Origin of the sequence: Microbacterium sp. SLBN-154, from assembly GCF_006715565.1 — a bacterium.
Lineage (GTDB): Bacteria > Actinomycetota > Actinomycetes > Actinomycetales > Microbacteriaceae > Microbacterium.
Genome location: NZ_VFNL01000001.1, coordinates 1,593,910 through 1,609,058 on the forward strand (window position 1 = coordinate 1,593,910; position 15,149 = coordinate 1,609,058).

17 protein-coding genes are annotated in these 15,149 nt (G+C 70.3%); 10 read left to right on the forward strand and 7 right to left on the reverse strand.

The window, feature by feature from the left end:
* Positions 1-46: 46 nt before the first annotated feature.
* Entirely contained in the window at positions 47-1,009 is a 963-nt protein-coding gene (locus FBY40_RS07725) for an alpha/beta fold hydrolase (RefSeq protein ID WP_141937756.1), read from the reverse strand.
* 51 nt (positions 1,010-1,060) lie between these two features.
* Between FBY40_RS07725 and FBY40_RS07730 the strand changes: the two genes are divergently transcribed.
* From FBY40_RS07730 to FBY40_RS07740, 3 genes are read left to right on the forward strand one after another with little or no spacing between them, the layout of a single operon-like run.
* On the forward strand, positions 1,061-1,546 hold the full coding sequence (locus tag FBY40_RS07730; protein ID WP_124292794.1) for a carboxymuconolactone decarboxylase family protein: 486 nt from the start codon (positions 1,061-1,063) through the stop codon (positions 1,544-1,546).
* Positions 1,543-2,310, forward strand: a complete 768-nt coding sequence (locus FBY40_RS07735; protein WP_141937758.1) for a tyrosine-protein phosphatase — start codon at positions 1,543-1,545, stop codon at positions 2,308-2,310. Before FBY40_RS07730 ends, FBY40_RS07735 begins: the two co-directional genes overlap by 4 nt.
* A 33-nt stretch (positions 2,311-2,343) precedes the next feature.
* Positions 2,344-2,820, forward strand: coding sequence for an SIP domain-containing protein (locus tag FBY40_RS07740; RefSeq protein ID WP_141937760.1), 477 nt, complete (start codon positions 2,344-2,346; stop codon positions 2,818-2,820).
* Here FBY40_RS07740 and FBY40_RS07745 read toward each other — a convergent pair.
* The 4 genes from FBY40_RS07745 to FBY40_RS07760 form a co-directional block, all read right to left on the reverse strand.
* Positions 2,804-3,229 carry a Fe-S oxidoreductase gene (locus tag FBY40_RS07745; protein ID WP_200829950.1) on the reverse strand — a complete coding sequence of 142 codons (426 nt, stop codon included), beginning with the start codon at positions 3,227-3,229 and terminating at the stop codon, positions 2,804-2,806. The genes FBY40_RS07740 and FBY40_RS07745 overlap by 17 nt on opposite strands.
* Complete coding sequence (locus FBY40_RS07750) at positions 3,226-4,038, reverse strand: arginase family protein (protein ID WP_200829951.1); 813 nt, start codon at positions 4,036-4,038, stop codon at positions 3,226-3,228. Before FBY40_RS07750 ends, FBY40_RS07745 begins: the two co-directional genes overlap by 4 nt.
* A 65-nt stretch (positions 4,039-4,103) precedes the next feature.
* Positions 4,104-4,856 (reverse strand): PspA/IM30 family protein, encoded by a 753-nt coding sequence (locus FBY40_RS07755; RefSeq protein WP_141937762.1) that lies wholly within the window; start codon positions 4,854-4,856, stop codon positions 4,104-4,106.
* 91 nt (positions 4,857-4,947) lie between these two features.
* A complete protein-coding gene (locus FBY40_RS07760; protein ID WP_141937764.1) occupies positions 4,948-6,951 on the reverse strand; it encodes a TPM domain-containing protein in 2,004 nt (667 codons plus the stop codon).
* Positions 6,952-7,091: 140 nt separating this feature from the next.
* On the opposite strand from FBY40_RS07760, the gene FBY40_RS07765 reads away from it, so the two are divergent.
* The 7 genes from FBY40_RS07765 to FBY40_RS07795 all read left to right on the forward strand — a co-directional run bounded on the left by FBY40_RS07765 (position 7,092) and on the right by FBY40_RS07795 (position 12,425).
* A complete protein-coding gene (locus FBY40_RS07765) occupies positions 7,092-7,934 on the forward strand; it encodes a DUF3097 family protein (protein ID WP_141937766.1) in 843 nt (280 codons plus the stop codon).
* Between the two features lie 20 nt (positions 7,935-7,954).
* Positions 7,955-8,689 (forward strand): tRNA (guanosine(46)-N7)-methyltransferase TrmB, encoded by a 735-nt coding sequence (trmB, locus tag FBY40_RS07770; RefSeq protein ID WP_141937768.1) that lies wholly within the window; start codon positions 7,955-7,957, stop codon positions 8,687-8,689.
* Positions 8,689-9,594, forward strand: coding sequence for a CPBP family intramembrane glutamic endopeptidase (locus tag FBY40_RS07775; RefSeq protein ID WP_124292801.1), 906 nt, complete (start codon positions 8,689-8,691; stop codon positions 9,592-9,594). The genes trmB and FBY40_RS07775 overlap by 1 nt, the downstream gene beginning before the upstream one ends.
* A gap of 121 nt (positions 9,595-9,715) precedes the next feature.
* Entirely contained in the window at positions 9,716-10,141 is a 426-nt protein-coding gene (locus tag FBY40_RS07780) for a DUF7144 family membrane protein (protein ID WP_235014685.1), read from the forward strand.
* A 44-nt stretch (positions 10,142-10,185) separates the two neighbouring features.
* Positions 10,186-11,532, forward strand: a complete 1,347-nt coding sequence (locus FBY40_RS07785) for an APC family permease (RefSeq protein WP_141937770.1) — start codon at positions 10,186-10,188, stop codon at positions 11,530-11,532.
* A 111-nt stretch (positions 11,533-11,643) separates the two neighbouring features.
* Entirely contained in the window at positions 11,644-12,060 is a 417-nt protein-coding gene (locus FBY40_RS07790; protein ID WP_141937772.1) for a DUF6325 family protein, read from the forward strand.
* A gap of 53 nt (positions 12,061-12,113) precedes the next feature.
* The gene (locus FBY40_RS07795; protein WP_235014688.1) at positions 12,114-12,425 is read left to right on the forward strand and encodes an SHOCT domain-containing protein; all 312 of its coding nucleotides are present in this window, start codon (positions 12,114-12,116) and stop codon (positions 12,423-12,425) included.
* A 48-nt stretch (positions 12,426-12,473) separates the two neighbouring features.
* On the opposite strand, the gene FBY40_RS07800 is transcribed toward FBY40_RS07795, so the two are convergent.
* Together FBY40_RS07800 and FBY40_RS07805 are read right to left on the reverse strand one after the other, a co-directional pair.
* Entirely contained in the window at positions 12,474-13,745 is a 1,272-nt protein-coding gene (locus tag FBY40_RS07800) for an N-formylglutamate amidohydrolase (RefSeq protein WP_141937775.1), read from the reverse strand.
* Between the two features lie 7 nt (positions 13,746-13,752).
* On the reverse strand, positions 13,753-15,144 hold the full coding sequence (locus FBY40_RS07805; protein WP_235014691.1) for a M20/M25/M40 family metallo-hydrolase: 1,392 nt from the start codon (positions 15,142-15,144) through the stop codon (positions 13,753-13,755).
* Positions 15,145-15,149 lie beyond the last annotated feature (5 nt).

A 15,149-nucleotide genomic window follows, 5' to 3' on the forward strand; every position in this document is an offset into this window, starting at 1 on the left:
CGCCGGGAACCCTGCCGAACCCGCTACCCGGAACGCAACAGAAGCGTTAATCCTTCCCGGCGGCCCGTCGGACTTCGGCGGCCAGGGCGACGGGGGCGTCCTCCTGCAGATTGTGGCCGCCGGCGAGAGTGAGGACGGATGCCGCGGGCACCCGCTCGCGGAAGACCTCGGCGTCGGCGTCGGTGACGTAGCCACGCTCGCCCCGGATCAGCTGGAGCGGAGCGCGGACGGCGGCGAGGTCTTCCCATCCCGCCTCACCGAGCACGGCAGCCACGGCATCGCTCCCCGCGCCCGCGTCGGCGTCGGTGGCGGGCCGGTCGCCCCCGTCGGAGGCGGCGGCCGCGATGTGGGCGAAGTGGTGCTTCCACTCCACCCGCCCGTCGGCGCGGATGCGCGAGTTGAAGTACACCCCCCGCGCCGCCTTCTCGCGCGTACCGCCGCCGAGTCCGAATGCCATGGCCTTCTCGACGAGCTCGTCGCGGTCGGCCCAATCCGTGGGTCCGGCGAAGAACCGGCGGATCTGTGCGGCCCCGGCGTTCGGATCGAGGCCCGGGGTGATGTCGATCACGACGAGGCGCTCGACGAGGTCGGGGCGAGTGGCGGCGACGGCAGCGGCGGTGAGACCCCCGAGGGACTGTCCGACCAGCACCTGCGGACGATCGGTCCAGGCGGTCATCGCCGTGGCGACGTCGGGTGCCAGCATCCGTCCGACATAGGCGGCGTCGGCGCGCCACGACGAATCGCCGTGTCCGGGCAGGTCGATCGCGAGGGCCGGAAGACCGAGGGCGATGACGGTGGTGTCCCAGGTGTGGGCGTTCAGCCCCGCACCGTGGAGGAAGGTCACCACGGCGCGGTCACCGGGGGAATCGAACCACCACCGCAGTCCGCTGACGACCCGACCGTCGGGAAGGTCGATCCGACGGCGCTCACCGTGGGGGAGCGGGCCCGGCAGACCGGCGTCGGCCGCCTGGGCGGGGAGGAATGAGAACTCATCGGCGGGTTCGGTCACGCGGCCATTCTGCCTCAGGCCCGCTCGCGGCCGCGCGGGTAGGCTGACGCCATGACCGCGGAACAGCGCGTACACCTGGCGAAGTCGGCTCCCCCCGCCTACAGCTCGCTCGCGGGCCTGGCGAAGCAGGTCGGGGCGATCGCGGCCGAGGCCGGCATCGATGACCGCCTCAAGGAGATCGTGCAGATCCACGTGTCCCAGCTCAACGGCTGCGCCTACTGCGTGCGCGTGCACGTGGAGAAGGGGGTGAAGGCGGGGCTCGACGCCGACGTCGTCGCGCAGATCGCCACGTGGCGTGACTCGGGCGTCTTCTCCGAGCGCGAGCGGGCCGGGCTCGAGCTGGCCGAGGCCTTCACCTTCATCCACGACGACGGGATCCCCGACGACGTCTACGACCGTGTCGGGGGTGTCCTGAGCGAGGCCGAGTACGTCGCCCTCAGCTGGATCCTCATCTCCATCAACGCCTTCAACCGCCTCGCCATCGCCGGGCGGTACCCGGTTGCGTCGCGGGAGACCAGCGCGGCGACCTCGCGATGACCTCGGACGCCCCGCACGTCCCCGGCAGCGTCAACCTCCGCGACACCGGGGGGCTCCCGGCCGGTCGCGGCACGACGCGATCCGGCGTCCTCTTCCGGTCGGGGAATCTCGCCCAGCTCCACGACGACGGTGTGGCGGCGCTCGGTCGCCTGGGCATCCGGACCATCGTCGACCTCCGCGCCGACGACGAGGTCGCCCACGCCCCGAGCCGCGTGGGTTCGCTCGGGGTCACCACGGCCCATGTGCCGCTCTTCCTCGGCTCGGTGACCTCGTTCTTCACCCAGGACATGAGCCTGTCCGACATGTACCGCTCGCTCGCCGAGGAATCGGGTGAGCAGATCGTGACCGCGATCCGCGCCATCCTCGGTGATCCCCCCGCCCTGGTCCACTGCACGGTGGGGAAGGATCGCACGGGGGTCACCGTCGCCATCGCGCTCGCCGCGGCGGGCGTCGACCGCGAGGCGATCATCGCCGACTACGCCCGCACCGAGGGCCTGCTGCCCGAGTGGCGCAACCGCGACATCGTGGCGCGGCTGAAGCAGCGGCATCCCGAAGCCGTTCATCTGGAGGAACTGGCCACCCGCTCCCCGGCGCCGGTGATGCGCGCGTTCCTCGCCGACCTGGATGAGCGCTACGGGTCGGTGGCCGGTTTCCTCGTCGCGCACGGGCTCGGCGAGGACGAGGTACGGCGGCTCCGCGAGGTTCTCGTGGAGGAGGCGAGGGGTGCCTCCGAGAAAGACCTCGCATCGAACGACTCAGGTTAGGCAACCCTTCCTCCGCGGTATAGTGAGAGGGCCATGTCGAAGATCGCCCCGTCGCCCACCGAGCACAACACCGCTGCCTGCCGCTCATCGCGGCACACGCGCGTGCAGCACGTGATCGCCGCCGACGAAGCGTCACTCGTCGAGCTCGAGACGCTGCTGGCGACCCTCCCGCTGTGCTCGACCGGACGGGTGTTCATCGAGATCCCCGACGACGCCGCCCGCAGGGACATCGCTGTTCCGCCGCGGATGGTGCTCACCTGGCTCGATCGCTCGCGCCGCAGCGGCGCACCCGGCACGGGGCGCGGCTGCGCCTCGGGCGAGGCTCTGTCCCGCGCGGTGATCGCATGGGCCGACGAGATGCTCTGCGACGACGGCGACGCCACGCGCATCCATCTGCTGGGCGGCTACCTCGGGACCGTCGACATCGTCGAACACCTCACCGGGGTGCGCGGGATCGACCCCTCGCACATCCACACGCCGGCTCGCTACGGTCTCAGCTCCGCGCGCTGACGCGCCCTGGCCGGCGGGGAAGATATCGGCCGTCCTCCAGGCCCGCCTCGACCTCGAAGCGGTTGCGCAGAGGATCACGCCCCGCCAGCAGGTACAGCACGGGCATGAGGAATCCGTAGCGGCGCCATTGGCGCTTGTGCACCGCCTCGTGTCGGAGGAGCCGGTCGTCGATCGAGCCCGTGCCGGTGAGGAAGCAGTCCCCGACGCACACTCCGCCTCGCGCGAAGGTCCACCTCGGCATGCCGCGGAAGACGAGCAGACCGCCCCGGCGCTCGACCCTGCCCGTGCTCCACAGCGCGCCCCACACGCGGCCGAGGGTGCACCCGTAGAGGTACCCGAGGTAGCTGACCGGCGAGTCGAGAAGCAGGGCCGGGATGAACCGGTCGGGGTCGGCGGGGTCGTCGCTCACGCCAACGCCCCAACGATGCGCAGGATCGTGCCGAGATCGTCGACGGCGACCTCGGGTTCGGTCGGGGAGAACTCGGTGAGCGTCGCTCCGGCGAGGGGGAGGCGGGCTCGCACGGCGCGGATCGTGCCGACGACCTGCTCCACCGTGGCTCCGAAGGGCACCGGATGACTCACCCCGCTGATCAACCCGGGGTCGAGCACGTCGAGGTCGACGTGGATGTACACGCGACTGGCCCCGGTCGCAGCCACCGCCTCTGCCACGGCATCGGAATCGGCGAGGGCTTCGGCGCCGAGAAGGGTGATACCGGATGCCGGAGCGAAGTCCTCCTCCTCGGGATCGAATTCGCGGGTCCCCGCCAGCAGGACCCGTTCGGCGGGAAGCGGGGGATCCAGGGCGAGCCCCGACGGGGCGTCGCCGAGGAGAGCACGCACGACCATGCCGTGGAACGCCCCGCTCGGCGACGTCGACGGCGTCTGCAGATCGGCATGCGCATCGAGCCACAGGACGGCGACATCGGAAGTGTCGAGCGCGGCGAGGGAGGGAAGGGCTACACCGCAGTCGCCGCCGACCACGACCGCCGGCCCGTCGCCGTCGGCGACCGCGCGCGAGACCAGCTCGGCGATGCGTCTGAGGGAGCTGAACCTGCGCACTCCCGAGCCGAGGTCCTCACCAGCCTCGGTGGGGACGTCGAGGATGGTCGTGGCGGCGCGGGGGAGATCGCCGGCGATCGCCAGTGCCCCGTCGATGAGACGCATCGCCCGCGACGACGACGACCCCTGCCACTGCGGGACGACGATGAACCGTGCCACGTCGGCTCCTTCCGTGAGAACGGCGACGGGGGTGGGCGATCGTGCGCCCACCCCCGTCGATGCGATCAGACCGCGTCGGGGCTGGCGGGCAGCGCCTGGGGCGTCGGGCCCCCGGTCTTCAGCGCGGCCAGGCGCGCCTCGACCTCGGTGAGCTCACCGACGTCCTCCAGCGCGTTGAACTGGGCGTCCAGGCTCGAGGCGGCGAGTTCCTGCTTGCCCTGGGCCAGGGCCTCCTGGCGGCGCACCTTGTCCTCGAACCGCCCGAGCTCGCTGGTGGGGTCGAGAACGTCGATGGAGCGGACCGCGTCGTGCACCTTGGTCTGGGCTTCGGCGACCTTCGCGCGCGACAGCAGCTCGGAGCGCTTGGACTTCAGCTGATCCAGCTTCTGCTTCATTCCGTTCAGGCCGTCCTTGAGCTTGTCGACGACCTCGGTCTGGGTGGCGATGGTGGGGGCGATCGCCCGCGCCTCGTTCTCCTCGCTGATCTGGCGCTGCAGCGCGATCTTGGCGAGGTTGTCGAACTTGTCGGCGTCGACGATGTTGCCCTGGGCGCGCAGCTCGTCGGCCTTGCGGCTGGCCGCGAGCGCCTTGTTGCCCCACTCGGCAGCCGCCTGCACGTCCTCCTGGTGGTCGCGCTCGAGCAGGCGCAGGTTGCCGATCGTCTCGGCGATCGCCGACTCGGCATCGGCGATGGAGTTGGTGTAGTCGCGCACCAGCTGATCGAGCATCTTCTGCGGATCCTCGGCCTGGTCGATGAGGGCGTTGATGTTCGCTCGGACGAGCGTGGAGATGCGACCGAAGATGGACTGCTTGGCCATCATGTTTCCTTCCTGTCGGTACGTGGGGTGAGCCGGAGCTCGGGGTCGAACGATGTGCGTGCCGGTGATGGTTGCGGACATGGGCGGCGGATCAGAAGCGGCCACCTCCGCGGCGCCCGCGTGTGCCGCTCCCTCCGAAGCTACCGGTGCGGAATCCGCCGCCGCCCGAACGGCGTCCGCCGAACGAGGCGGAGCCGCCGGAGCGCCACGAGGAACCGCCCCCTCCGCCGCGCAGGGAGTTGACGACGATACCGCCGAGGATGGCCCCGAGGATGTCGCTGCCGCCGCCACCGGTTCGGCCACCGCCGAACATGCCGTCGCTGTTGTATCCGCCGCCGTCGAAGGCGCCGACGTCGCGCTGGGCGGTGGCCAGGGCCTCGTCGGCGAGCGCCTGGGCGCGCTGAGCCTCGGCTAGTGCGGCGCGCGGATCGGAGGTCTGGAGCTGCTCGGCGCGGACGGCGGCGGCGCCGGCCTCGGCGAGCCGGGTGCGTGCGTTCGCGCCCACCGCCCCTCGCCGCGTCATGATGTAGTCCTCCGCCGCCGCGACCCGGGCGCGGGCGCGGGTGAGGGTGCGGGAGAGCGACTCGGTGAGCCGATGCTGCTCGGCCTGCGCGTCGCGGATGCCCGCTACCAGCGCGTCGAGCTGCTGATCCGCGGCCTGCAGCCGCTGCAGCGTCGCGAGCGGGTCACGGGGGCTCGCCGACAATTCGTCGCGGGCGAGCCCGGTGACCTGCCGTGTGGCCGCGACGGCGGCGGCGACCTGGCCGTCGGGGTCGGGCAGTGCCCCCGATGCAGCCGTCTCACGCTCGAGCTCGGCGATGAGATCGGATGCCGCCGTCTCGGCGTCACGCAGATCGGTGGCCAGTTTCTCCACCGCGTTCTCGAGCACCTCGGCCTGGTCGACGGCCTCTTCGGCAGCGCGGATCCCGACGGCGGCCTCGCCGCCATCGCCGCCATCCAGGGCGGTCCTCGCCTCGGCCAGCTGCTGCTCGGCGAACCCGAGACGCTGACGCGCCTGGTCGACGTTGTCAGCGACGGCGCTCAGGGCGGTGTCGCGGTAGATCGCGAGCAGCTGCGTCATCCGCTCCTCCGCGTCGCTGAGCCGGGCGATCGCATGCTCTCGCTCGCCCGCGACACGGGCGAGGGCCTCGGGCGCGGTGCGCTCGAGCTCGCGCAGCGCATCGAAGTCGGCGGCCTTCTCGTCGAGCCCGGCGTTGGCGGCCTGGCAAAGCTGGAGGATGCGCTCGTTCCACTCCCGGCGCTCCGCGTCGGTGTCGGCGATCTCGTCGTCGAGGCGCTGCTTGAGCGTGAAGGCCTCGGCGAGCTGCGCCTTGGCCGTGTCGAGGGCGGCGACGAAACCGGCGGTGGCGTCGTCGCCGAACTGCGCGCGGGCGAAGCCGAGCTCCTGTTCGCTGGTGCGGACGGCGTCGTCGGTGTCGACCAGCGCCGAGGCGGCCTGCCGTTCGAGGTCGGCCAGGGGCACCTGCGGAGCCTCGGCCGACGCGGGGTGCGCGCCGGCGCCGGCACCGACGGCCCGGCGGCGGCGCACGACGAGCCAGATGACGGCGACGGCGGCGATCCCCACGAGAACGAGGACGAAGATCCACCCCGCTCCGGCACCGGAGGTGGTGGCGGACTCGAAACCGGCGACCGTCGTGGTCACCGCACCCACCCAGTCCCCGTCGCGGAGGAAGGGGCGGATCTCTCCTTCGATGGCGGTCAGCTCGTCGGCCGACACCGGGCCCGCGCTGTCGGCGGAGATGTAGTACTCCCGCCCATCGGTCGACACCGCGAGAACGTACTGGTCCACGCCGAGCCCGTTCCGCGAGGCCACCTCGTCGGCCCACTGCTGACTGTCGGCGGGGTTGGTGAACTCCGAGACGAAGACCGCGTAGAGGTCGATGCCGGTCTGGTCGTACAGCTCGGCGAGCTGATCCTGCACGGCCGACTCCTCGGCCTGGTCGAGCACATCGGACTCGTCGACCACGTACCCGGCGCCCAGCTCCACCGGGTCGGTCGCCGAAGCGGCGGGTCCGACCGCCACGAGGATCATCGTCAGCGCCGCCGTGACCGCCGCCGCCCATCGCGCACGCATGGATCAGCCTCCCACCGTGAGTCTATGCAGGGGGGCTGACCACGCGGTAGGGAAACGTCCAGGCTCGCGCGAGTCGCGGGTCGCTGCGCCTCGCGGCGACACCTCACGGATAGGGTCTTCGCGGCCGCGGAGGGGAACAGATGGACGATCGATACGGTGGCGACGTGCTGTCGGCGGGGTGGCGCGAGCGCGGCCGTCCGGTGGTGGCGCGCGTCGGCGCGGAGCGCGACCTCGTCGTCGAAGTCGCCGACGACGGGTTCTGCGGCGCCGTCACCGGCGTCACCGGGGGACTGGTCGAACTCGAGGACCGCCTCGGTCGGCGACGGGTGTTCCCGCTCGGGCCCGGATTCATCATCGACGGAGCCGACGTGATCCTCGACCCCCCGCGTCCGGCGGCGTCGGCACCTAGACGCACGGCATCGGGATCGTTCGCGGTCGCCGACGCGCGGGCGCGGACGGCCCGGGCGAGCCGCATCCTCGTCGAGGGACGACACGATGCCGAACTGGTCGAGAAGGTCTGGGGCGACGATCTGCGCGTCGAGGGGGTCGTGGTCGAGTATCTGGAAGGAGTCGACCATCTCGCCGATGTCCTCGACGCCGACCCGCCCCGTTCCGACCGCCGCTACGGCGTGCTCGTCGACCACCTCGTGCCGGGCTCGAAGGAGTCGCGGCTGGCGGCCGCGGTCGAGGCGTCCCGCCACGGGCCGTTCCTGCGGATCGTGGGGCATCCCTTCGTCGACGTCTGGCAGTGCGTCACGCCCCGGGCGATGGGGATTACCGCGTGGCCCGAGGTGCCGCGGGGCATCGAGTTCAAGGTCGGCGTCTGCCGGGCGCTCGGCTGGCCTGCGCGGGATCAGGCCGACATCGCCCGCGCCTGGCAGCGCATCCTCGGACGCGTGAGCTCGTACCGCGACCTCGAACCGGCGCTTCTCGGGCGTGTGGAGGAGCTCATCGATTTCGTGACCGAACCCGGCACCGCGTGAGGGGTCGGTAGCCTGGGGGCATGCCCGAAGCCACCGACGTCCGCGTCTTTCGTGAGCGGCCGGTGTCGTTCGTCCGGCGGAGCGGCCGGATGTCCGAGGCCCAGGAACGCGCCTGGGCGGAGTTGTCGGCGCACTACGCGCTGGAGATCCCGCGCGGCGAGGCCGCCACGAGCGTGCGGCCGGGTGCCGCGATCGATCCCGCACGGGTGTTCGGCCGTCACGCGCCTCTCGTCGTCGAGATCGGGTCGGGTCAGGGGCACGCGATCGTCCACGCCGCGGCATCCCGTCCCGACAGCGACTTTCTCGCCGTCGAGGTCTTCAAGGCGGGCCTTGCCCGAACGATGCTCGACGCCGACCGGGCGGGCGCGCGGAACCTCCGCCTGGCCGAGGCCAACGCGCCCGAGGTGCTGGAGCATCTTCTGCCCGCCGGCTCGGTGGACGAGCTGTGGATCTTCTTCCCCGACCCGTGGCACAAGAAGCGGCACACCAAGCGCCGATTGATCGACGCGGATTTCGCCCCGTTGGTCCGGCAGGCGCTCCGCCCCGGCGGCGTCGTGCGACTGGCCACCGACTGGGAGGACTACGCGCAGCAGATGCGCCTCGTGTTCGATGAGGCGCAGGGATTCACGCGCGATTTCGCAGGGGAGTGGGCCGAGCGTCACCCCGGGCGGGTGCTCACCGCGTTCGAGCGCAAGGGCGAGCGAGCGGGGCGCGCGATCCGCGACCTCGCCTACCGCACCGCCGGTGGGCGCTGATGCCCGCGCTTCCCGAGGTCGCGACCCTCCACCGCCCGGCGCTGTCGGCCAAACTCGCCCCGGCGATCCTGGTGTGCCTGGCCGCTCCGGCGTTCTTCGTCCTCCTGCTGCCCTGGCTCGGGTGGACCCTTCTGGCCGCGGGTCTGCTCGCAGCGTTCCTGGTCGAGCGATCCGACGCCCGCCGTGCGATGACCTCGGGCACGGCGGCGGAGGGCTTCGAGGGGCGTCGGCCCCCCGGCATCCTTCGCGACCTGTCTCTCATCGCCGCCGGTCTGCTCATCGTCAGCGCCATCCCGCTCAAGGCCGAGCTCGACAACATCGCCATGCTGCGGTTCACGGTGGCCCTCGGCGGGGCGGTTCTGGTGCCCTACCTGATCTCGCGATTCGTGTATCGCGACTACGCCATCCGCTTCCCGTGGCGAGGCGGTGGCCGGTGGACCTCGCTGCAGTGGGGCTGGCTCGTAGGCGTGCTGGTGCTCGGCTGGCTGATCCTGCCGTTCTACTTCATCACGTCGGGGGTCTACCAGAACTGGCCGGTCGTGGACACCCCCGACCTCATCGCGCGACTGTTCGTCGGCGTGGGCGCGGTGGGCATCTGGGACGAGCTGTTCTTCATCTGCACGTGCTTCGCCCTGCTCCGCCGCCACTTCCCCGACGTGCAGGCCAATGTGCTGCAGGCGATCGTCTTCGTGTCGTTCCTCTGGGAACTCGGCTACCGCGCGTGGGGTCCGGTGCTGACCATCCCCTTCGCGCTCCTTCAGGGCTACATCTTCATGCGCACGCGGTCACTCGCCTACGTCGTCACGGTGCATCTGCTCTTCGACGCCGTGGTGTTCGCCGTGCTCGTGCACGCCCACAACCCGGGGCTTCTCGACGGGCTGTTCTTCGTTCCGAGCCCCGGCTGAGCCCCACCGGGGAGGCCGTCCTCCTCAGGACCTTGGTCCCTGCCTCGTCCGCGGCGCCGCCCTAGCGTCGGGGTAGCGCCCGCGGCACAGGGGCCGAGTCGCCGAGGCTGGAGGAAACGACATGAGTACTGTCAGAACGACGGGCATGGACACCGCCGAGACCACCGGATGGGCAGGGTGGGTCGTCTTCGCCGGGGTGATCCTTCTCGTCAGCGGAGTCTTCAGCGGCGTACAGGGCCTCGTCGCGCTCGTAGGTCCCGACACGTATTACGTGATGACCAACGGATCGCTGTGGCTGATGGACGTCGCCGGCTGGGGCTGGTGGAACCTCATCGTCGGGGCGCTCCTGGTGCTGACCGCTGTGGCGCTGTTCGCCGGGCAGACGTGGGCGCGGGTCATCGCCGTCATCCTCGCCGGGCTGAGCGCCGTGGGCCAGCTCATGCTGATCCCGGCTCAACCCTGGTGGTCGTTGATCGTCATCGCCATCGATGTCGTCATCATCTACGCGCTGACCGTGCACGGCCGCGAGCTGCGCACCGGCGTGTGAGACGCCGCGGCCGCGGCCCCACAGGGGGAGGGGGCCGTGTGCCCATGACCGACCAGCCCGCGCCGCCGACCGGCGCCGCCAAGAAGCCGATGACCGTTCTGCAAGCGGCCTTCATCGGGGTGGGCGCGATGGTCGGAGCGGGAATCTTCGCCCTCCTCGGCGCCGCGGGGGCGGTGGCAGGATCGGCCGTCTGGCTGTCGTTCCTCATCGCCGGGGCCATCGCCGCGTTGCAGGGATACTCCTTCGCCAAGCTCGGTGCAGCGTATCCGTCGTCGGGTGGCATGCTCGCCTACCTCGCAAAGGGGTTCGGGGAAGGCCACGTGACGGGCATCGTCGCCTGGCTGTTCTACATCACCGGGGGGATCGTCGCCGCGATGGTCGCGACCTCCTTCGGCGGCTACGCCAGCAGCGTGGTCGCCGGCGGCGACCCGTTCTGGGCCACCGTGCTCGCCATCGCGCTGGTCCTCGTCATGACACTGCTGAACATCATCGGAGCCCGCGCAGTCGCGCGTGTGCAATCGGTCATCGTCAACATCGTCCTCGGCATCCTGGCCCTCTTCGCGATCGTCACGATCGCCAACTGGGACCCGGCTCTGTTAGACCCCGCGGGCTACCCCGGGGTGCGAGAGATCATCGCGAGCGTCGCGCTGACCTTCTTCGCCTTCCTCGGCTTCGGCGTCATCACGTTCACCGCGAAGGACCTGAAGGACCCGTCCCGGCAGCTGCCGCGCGCCATGTACATCGCGCTGGGCATCGCCACCGCCGTCTATGTCGGTGTATCGCTCGGTGTCTTCGGCACCCTCACCGCAGAGGAGGTCGTGGCCTACGGCTCGACGGCGCTCGCCGAAGCCGCTCGGCCCACCCTGGGCGACGCCGGCTACGTCCTGATGGTGGTCACAGCGCTCTTCTCGACGGCGGGAGCGGTCAACGCCAGTTTCTACCCGGCGGCGGGTATGACCCGTCACCTCGCGCAAGTCCACCAGTTCCCTCCCGTGTTCGGCACGCAGATCGCTCGCAGAGCCCCCGTCGGCCTCGTCGTGCTCGCGCTGGTCACCATCCTGATGATCGTGCTGCTCGACCTCAACAGCATCGCCTCGCTCGGCAGCGCGGTGGCGCTCCTGGTGTTCTCTGCGGTCACGGTGTCGCACTTCCGGACGTACCGGGAGACCGGGGCGAGCCTCGTCGTGCTGATCATCGCGCTGATCGCGACGCTGGGAACCTTCGTCGTGTTCGCTTCCACGACGCTCGTCAGCGAACCGAAGACGGCGATCGCGCTCATGGTCGTCCTGCTCGCCGCCCTCTTGCTGGACCTCGTCTGGAAGCGCGTTCGAGGCGGCCGTGAAGCGCGGGAGAGAGAGCTGCGCTCGACGGACGGGCCCTCGCCGGCCTGATGCCGCCGATCCGCTCTGCCATGGGACTTTCTACCCGGGACGGGGCCGGTTCCGTTCGTAGCGTTTATCGGGTTCGCCGTCGCTGCCGTCGGCGGGGAAAGAGAGATGGACATGACAACCTTCGACTATGGTCCGATCGAGTTCTACGCGATTGCCTTCGACGGTGATCGCCCGGGCCCGGCAGTGCTCCAGGCGATCGACGATCTCGTCGCCACGGGCACGGTGAACCTCCTCGACCTCGTGTTCGCCCGTCGCTCTCCGGAGGGCGAGATCGAGATGTTGGAGCTGAGTGACACCGTCGACGACGGTGCGCCCGCTCTCGACCTTGCGGGCCTGGCCGGCCACGACGACGTCCAGTACATGGCGGACGCCCTCGAGCCGGGCACGTCCGCGGCGATCCTCGTCATCGAACAGCTGTGGGCGAAGTCGTTCGCCGCCGCTCTGTACGACGCCGGCGGCGCCGTCATCGCGCGGGAGGGAATCCCTGCGCCCGTCGTGAACGCGTTCTTATCCGAGTACGCGGACTGAGAGAGGAAAAAGACATGCCCTTAGGACGACGAGGCCGACCGGGCCTCATCGGGATGGCCGCCCGAACAGCCGTCGTGGCCGGCACCGCCACCGCCGTGTCGGGCCGCGTGCAGCGGCGCCAGCAGGAGAAGTACGCCGACCAGTCGCAGCAGCAGGCTGACGAGGCAGCTCAGCAGCAGGCGGCGATGGATCAAGCGGCCGCGGAGGCCGTCGCCAACGCGCAAGCCGCCCAGGCGTCGGCCGCACCGCCGCCCGCGGCCGGAGACGACGTGATCGCCCGACTTGATCAGCTGGCGCAGCTGCATACCCGGGGAGTCCTTTCGGACGATGAGTTCACGGCCGCGAAGGCGAAGCTGCTGAGCTGATGGGGGTTTGGGGTTGGGGGGCTTCGCACGCCCCCGGCCCCGCATCGGTCAACGGAATCGCGGAGGTGTGTAGGCGGAGACCGGCGGGAGATCGTAGTCCCAGCGGCGGAGGATGTCGTATGCACGCGTGAGCCGGAGGGCGAGATCCGTGATGTGCGTCGTGTCGCTCGGTGGCCAATCCGCTCCGGCACGGCGGATGTGCGCGGTGTTCTCCTCGCCGAGGAGAGTCTCACGCAGGAACTCCGCCTGGTAGGCGCCCGTGCGAATCCGCACTGACCTCTCTTGACTGCGATGGCGGACGATTCCCTGCGGCTCGAGCGCGCGCAGCAGGCGACCGACGGCCTGGCATTCGAAGGCGCCGAGGTAGGGCGCGTTGAGCGCGAGGTCCTCCTGGACGCGGTCGGGGGGTACGTCGAAGGCCAGAGCGAGCGCCTGCTGCAGACTCCGGAACTGGCTGCCGTCGATGATCGGCACATCGCTGAGCGGCAGCGGGCTGCCGTCGAGTAGTGGCCGAGGCTCACCCCGCGCGTCGCCGCGGTTCCCTAGCGACACGATTCGGGGGAGCCAGTCGCCTCGGGGTTTGTCCTGGTCGACGGCGCCCTCGGGACCCACGGTTGCGTTCATGGTGTCGTGGACGCACTGGACATGCAGCATCCGCGCGCTGTTGAGGTCGGCGACGGTCGAATGGTCGATGTCCAGCTCATGCAACGCCACGCATTTGGCCTCGAAGACCATGGAGATGACGTCGTCGCGGATGCGGGCATAGGGGCGGGCGCCGCGTTCACCCAGATCGCCGATGACCCCCATCAGACGTCGCCAGTGCTCGTCATCGCGCGGGCGCCGCAGAAACGGGACTCCGCTGAAGGAGACCGGCCGGATCGCGTCCACGCCGTTGAACGAGACACTTCCCCCCTCGGCCTGGGCGTCACGGCGCTCGTAGAACTCTCGGAGACCGCTCTCGGGCTCTGCGGGCCAATCGCGGTTCGGATCGAACAGCATCCGGTGGTGCGGGAACTCTATGTAGACCACGCGTGGGTCGACCTCGACCCATCGTCTGCACAGAGCGCTCGTGGTCACGTCCGAGAAGTCGTGCTGCTGGCGCTCGGTGAGGCCGGCTTCGATGAAGGGCGCCAGCTCCCGCGGGCACGCAGCGGTCGCGTGGGGGCCGGTGAGGATCAGGTCGATGCCGCCGGCGATCTGCTCGAAGGGCACCGTCCCCTTTCCGCGGTAGAACACGATGTCGTCGAAGCCGAACGTCGTGCCCTCGGGGATCCAGACGAGCCCGCCGGGCTCGTCCTGAACGAATCTGCCGGCGTTCATCGCGGAATCATGCGCGCGACGTGCGCGCAGGGTCCTGCGAGCCCAGGCGCTCCAAGAGGAGTGCTTGAGTCACGATGAGCCGTTCAATCTCGGTGGGATCCACGCTCTCATCCGAAGAATGGATGCGGGAGCCCGCGACGTCCTCCGGGCCCCACAGCACGAACTCCGCCCCCGGCACCGCATGCTGGAGCGTGCGAAGCAGCGGGATCGACCCGCCGCTCCCCGCCTCGCCGACAGGCGTGCCGAACGCCGTCTCCATCGCCCAGCGGGCAGCGGCGTAACCGGGCCCGTCTGTGTCGCATCGGAACGGCGGCGCCTCCTTGGTGCGCTGAACGTCGATCTGCGCGCCCCAGGGTGCGTGCGTTTCGAGATGGCGAACGAGGGCATCCAGCTCTTGGATCGGATCGGAGCCGGGCACGATCCGCATCGAGACCTTCGCGCGCGCCTCGGGGATCAGTACGTTCGACGAGCCCGCGATGCTGGTCATATCGATTCCGATCGCGTTGATCGATGGGCGGGTCCACAGCCGGTCGCCGATCGGACCGGTTCCGGTCAGGCGCACTCCGGGGAGAAGGTCCGCGCTCGAGCGGAAGTCGTCCTCGTGGAGATTCTCGCCGGCCCACGTTCCGCTCGAGACGCCGTCGACGACGACGTCGCCGTCCTCGTCGTGGAGCGTGGCCAACAGGCGCGCGAGTGCCATCATGGCGTCCGGTGCCGCGCCGCCGAAGACACCCGAGTGAAGAGGATGCTCGAGCGTCCGGACGGTGACGACGCACGCCACGTCCCCGCGCAGCGCCGTGGTGAAGACGGGTTCTCCCACGCGGAGATTGCCCATGTCGCAGATGACGAAGAGATCGCATGCGAACAGTTCCGGGTGCGCCTCGACGAAGGCCTCGAGATTGCTCTCGGTCTCCTCCATCCCCTCCAGGATCAGCTTGACGGTGCAGGGAGGCTGACCGTCGAAGACCCGCAGCGTGCCCAGGTGCGTGACGAGTCCGCTCTTGTCGTCGGACGCGCCTCGCCCGAAGATGCGGCCCTCGGCTGTCGTCGTCGCGGTCCACGGGTCGCTTGTCCAGCCTTGCTCCGTGGGAGCGGGCTGGACGTCGTAATGCGCATACAGGACCACCGTGGGCGATCCTTCCGGCCCCGCGATCTCGCCGTAGATGGGGGGATACCCCGTCGGCACGTCCATGAGTCGCGCGTTGCGAAACCCCGCGTCGCGGAACATCTGCAGGGTGACCTCGCCCATACGCCGGACCGGTTCCTCCGGGTAGCCGGGGAAGGCGATGGAGGGGATCGTGACGAGCGTCTTCAGGTCGGCGAGAACGCCCGGCATGAGCTCGGCGGCCTTCTGTGCGATGTCAGCGGTCTCCAGCTGCATCCGGGTGTGCGGTGCCATCTCTT

What these genes read in the sequence shown, in the direction of transcription:
- FBY40_RS07730 (WP_124292794.1), top strand. Translation starts at nt 1,061, where the DNA reads ATGACCGCGGAACAGCGCGTACACCTGGCGAAGTCGGCTCCCCCCGCC.
- FBY40_RS07735 (WP_141937758.1), top strand. Translation starts at nt 1,543, where the DNA reads ATGACCTCGGACGCCCCGCACGTCCCCGGCAGCGTCAACCTCCGCGAC.
- FBY40_RS07740 (WP_141937760.1), top strand. Translation starts at nt 2,344, where the DNA reads ATGTCGAAGATCGCCCCGTCGCCCACCGAGCACAACACCGCTGCCTGC.
- FBY40_RS07755 (WP_141937762.1), bottom strand. Translation starts at nt 4,856, where the DNA reads ATGGCCAAGCAGTCCATCTTCGGTCGCATCTCCACGCTCGTCCGAGCG.
- FBY40_RS07760 (WP_141937764.1), bottom strand. Translation starts at nt 6,951, where the DNA reads ATGCGTGCGCGATGGGCGGCGGCGGTCACGGCGGCGCTGACGATGATC.
- FBY40_RS07765 (WP_141937766.1), top strand. Translation starts at nt 7,092, where the DNA reads ATGGACGATCGATACGGTGGCGACGTGCTGTCGGCGGGGTGGCGCGAG.
- trmB (WP_141937768.1), top strand. Translation starts at nt 7,955, where the DNA reads ATGCCCGAAGCCACCGACGTCCGCGTCTTTCGTGAGCGGCCGGTGTCG.
- FBY40_RS07775 (WP_124292801.1), top strand. Translation starts at nt 8,689, where the DNA reads ATGCCCGCGCTTCCCGAGGTCGCGACCCTCCACCGCCCGGCGCTGTCG.
- FBY40_RS07780 (WP_235014685.1), top strand. Translation starts at nt 9,716, where the DNA reads ATGAGTACTGTCAGAACGACGGGCATGGACACCGCCGAGACCACCGGA.
- FBY40_RS07785 (WP_141937770.1), top strand. Translation starts at nt 10,186, where the DNA reads ATGACCGACCAGCCCGCGCCGCCGACCGGCGCCGCCAAGAAGCCGATG.
- FBY40_RS07790 (WP_141937772.1), top strand. Translation starts at nt 11,644, where the DNA reads ATGACAACCTTCGACTATGGTCCGATCGAGTTCTACGCGATTGCCTTC.
- FBY40_RS07795 (WP_235014688.1), top strand. Translation starts at nt 12,114, where the DNA reads ATGGCCGCCCGAACAGCCGTCGTGGCCGGCACCGCCACCGCCGTGTCG.
- FBY40_RS07800 (WP_141937775.1), bottom strand. Translation starts at nt 13,745, where the DNA reads ATGAACGCCGGCAGATTCGTTCAGGACGAGCCCGGCGGGCTCGTCTGG.
- FBY40_RS07805 (WP_235014691.1), bottom strand. Translation starts at nt 15,144, where the DNA reads ATGGCACCGCACACCCGGATGCAGCTGGAGACCGCTGACATCGCACAG.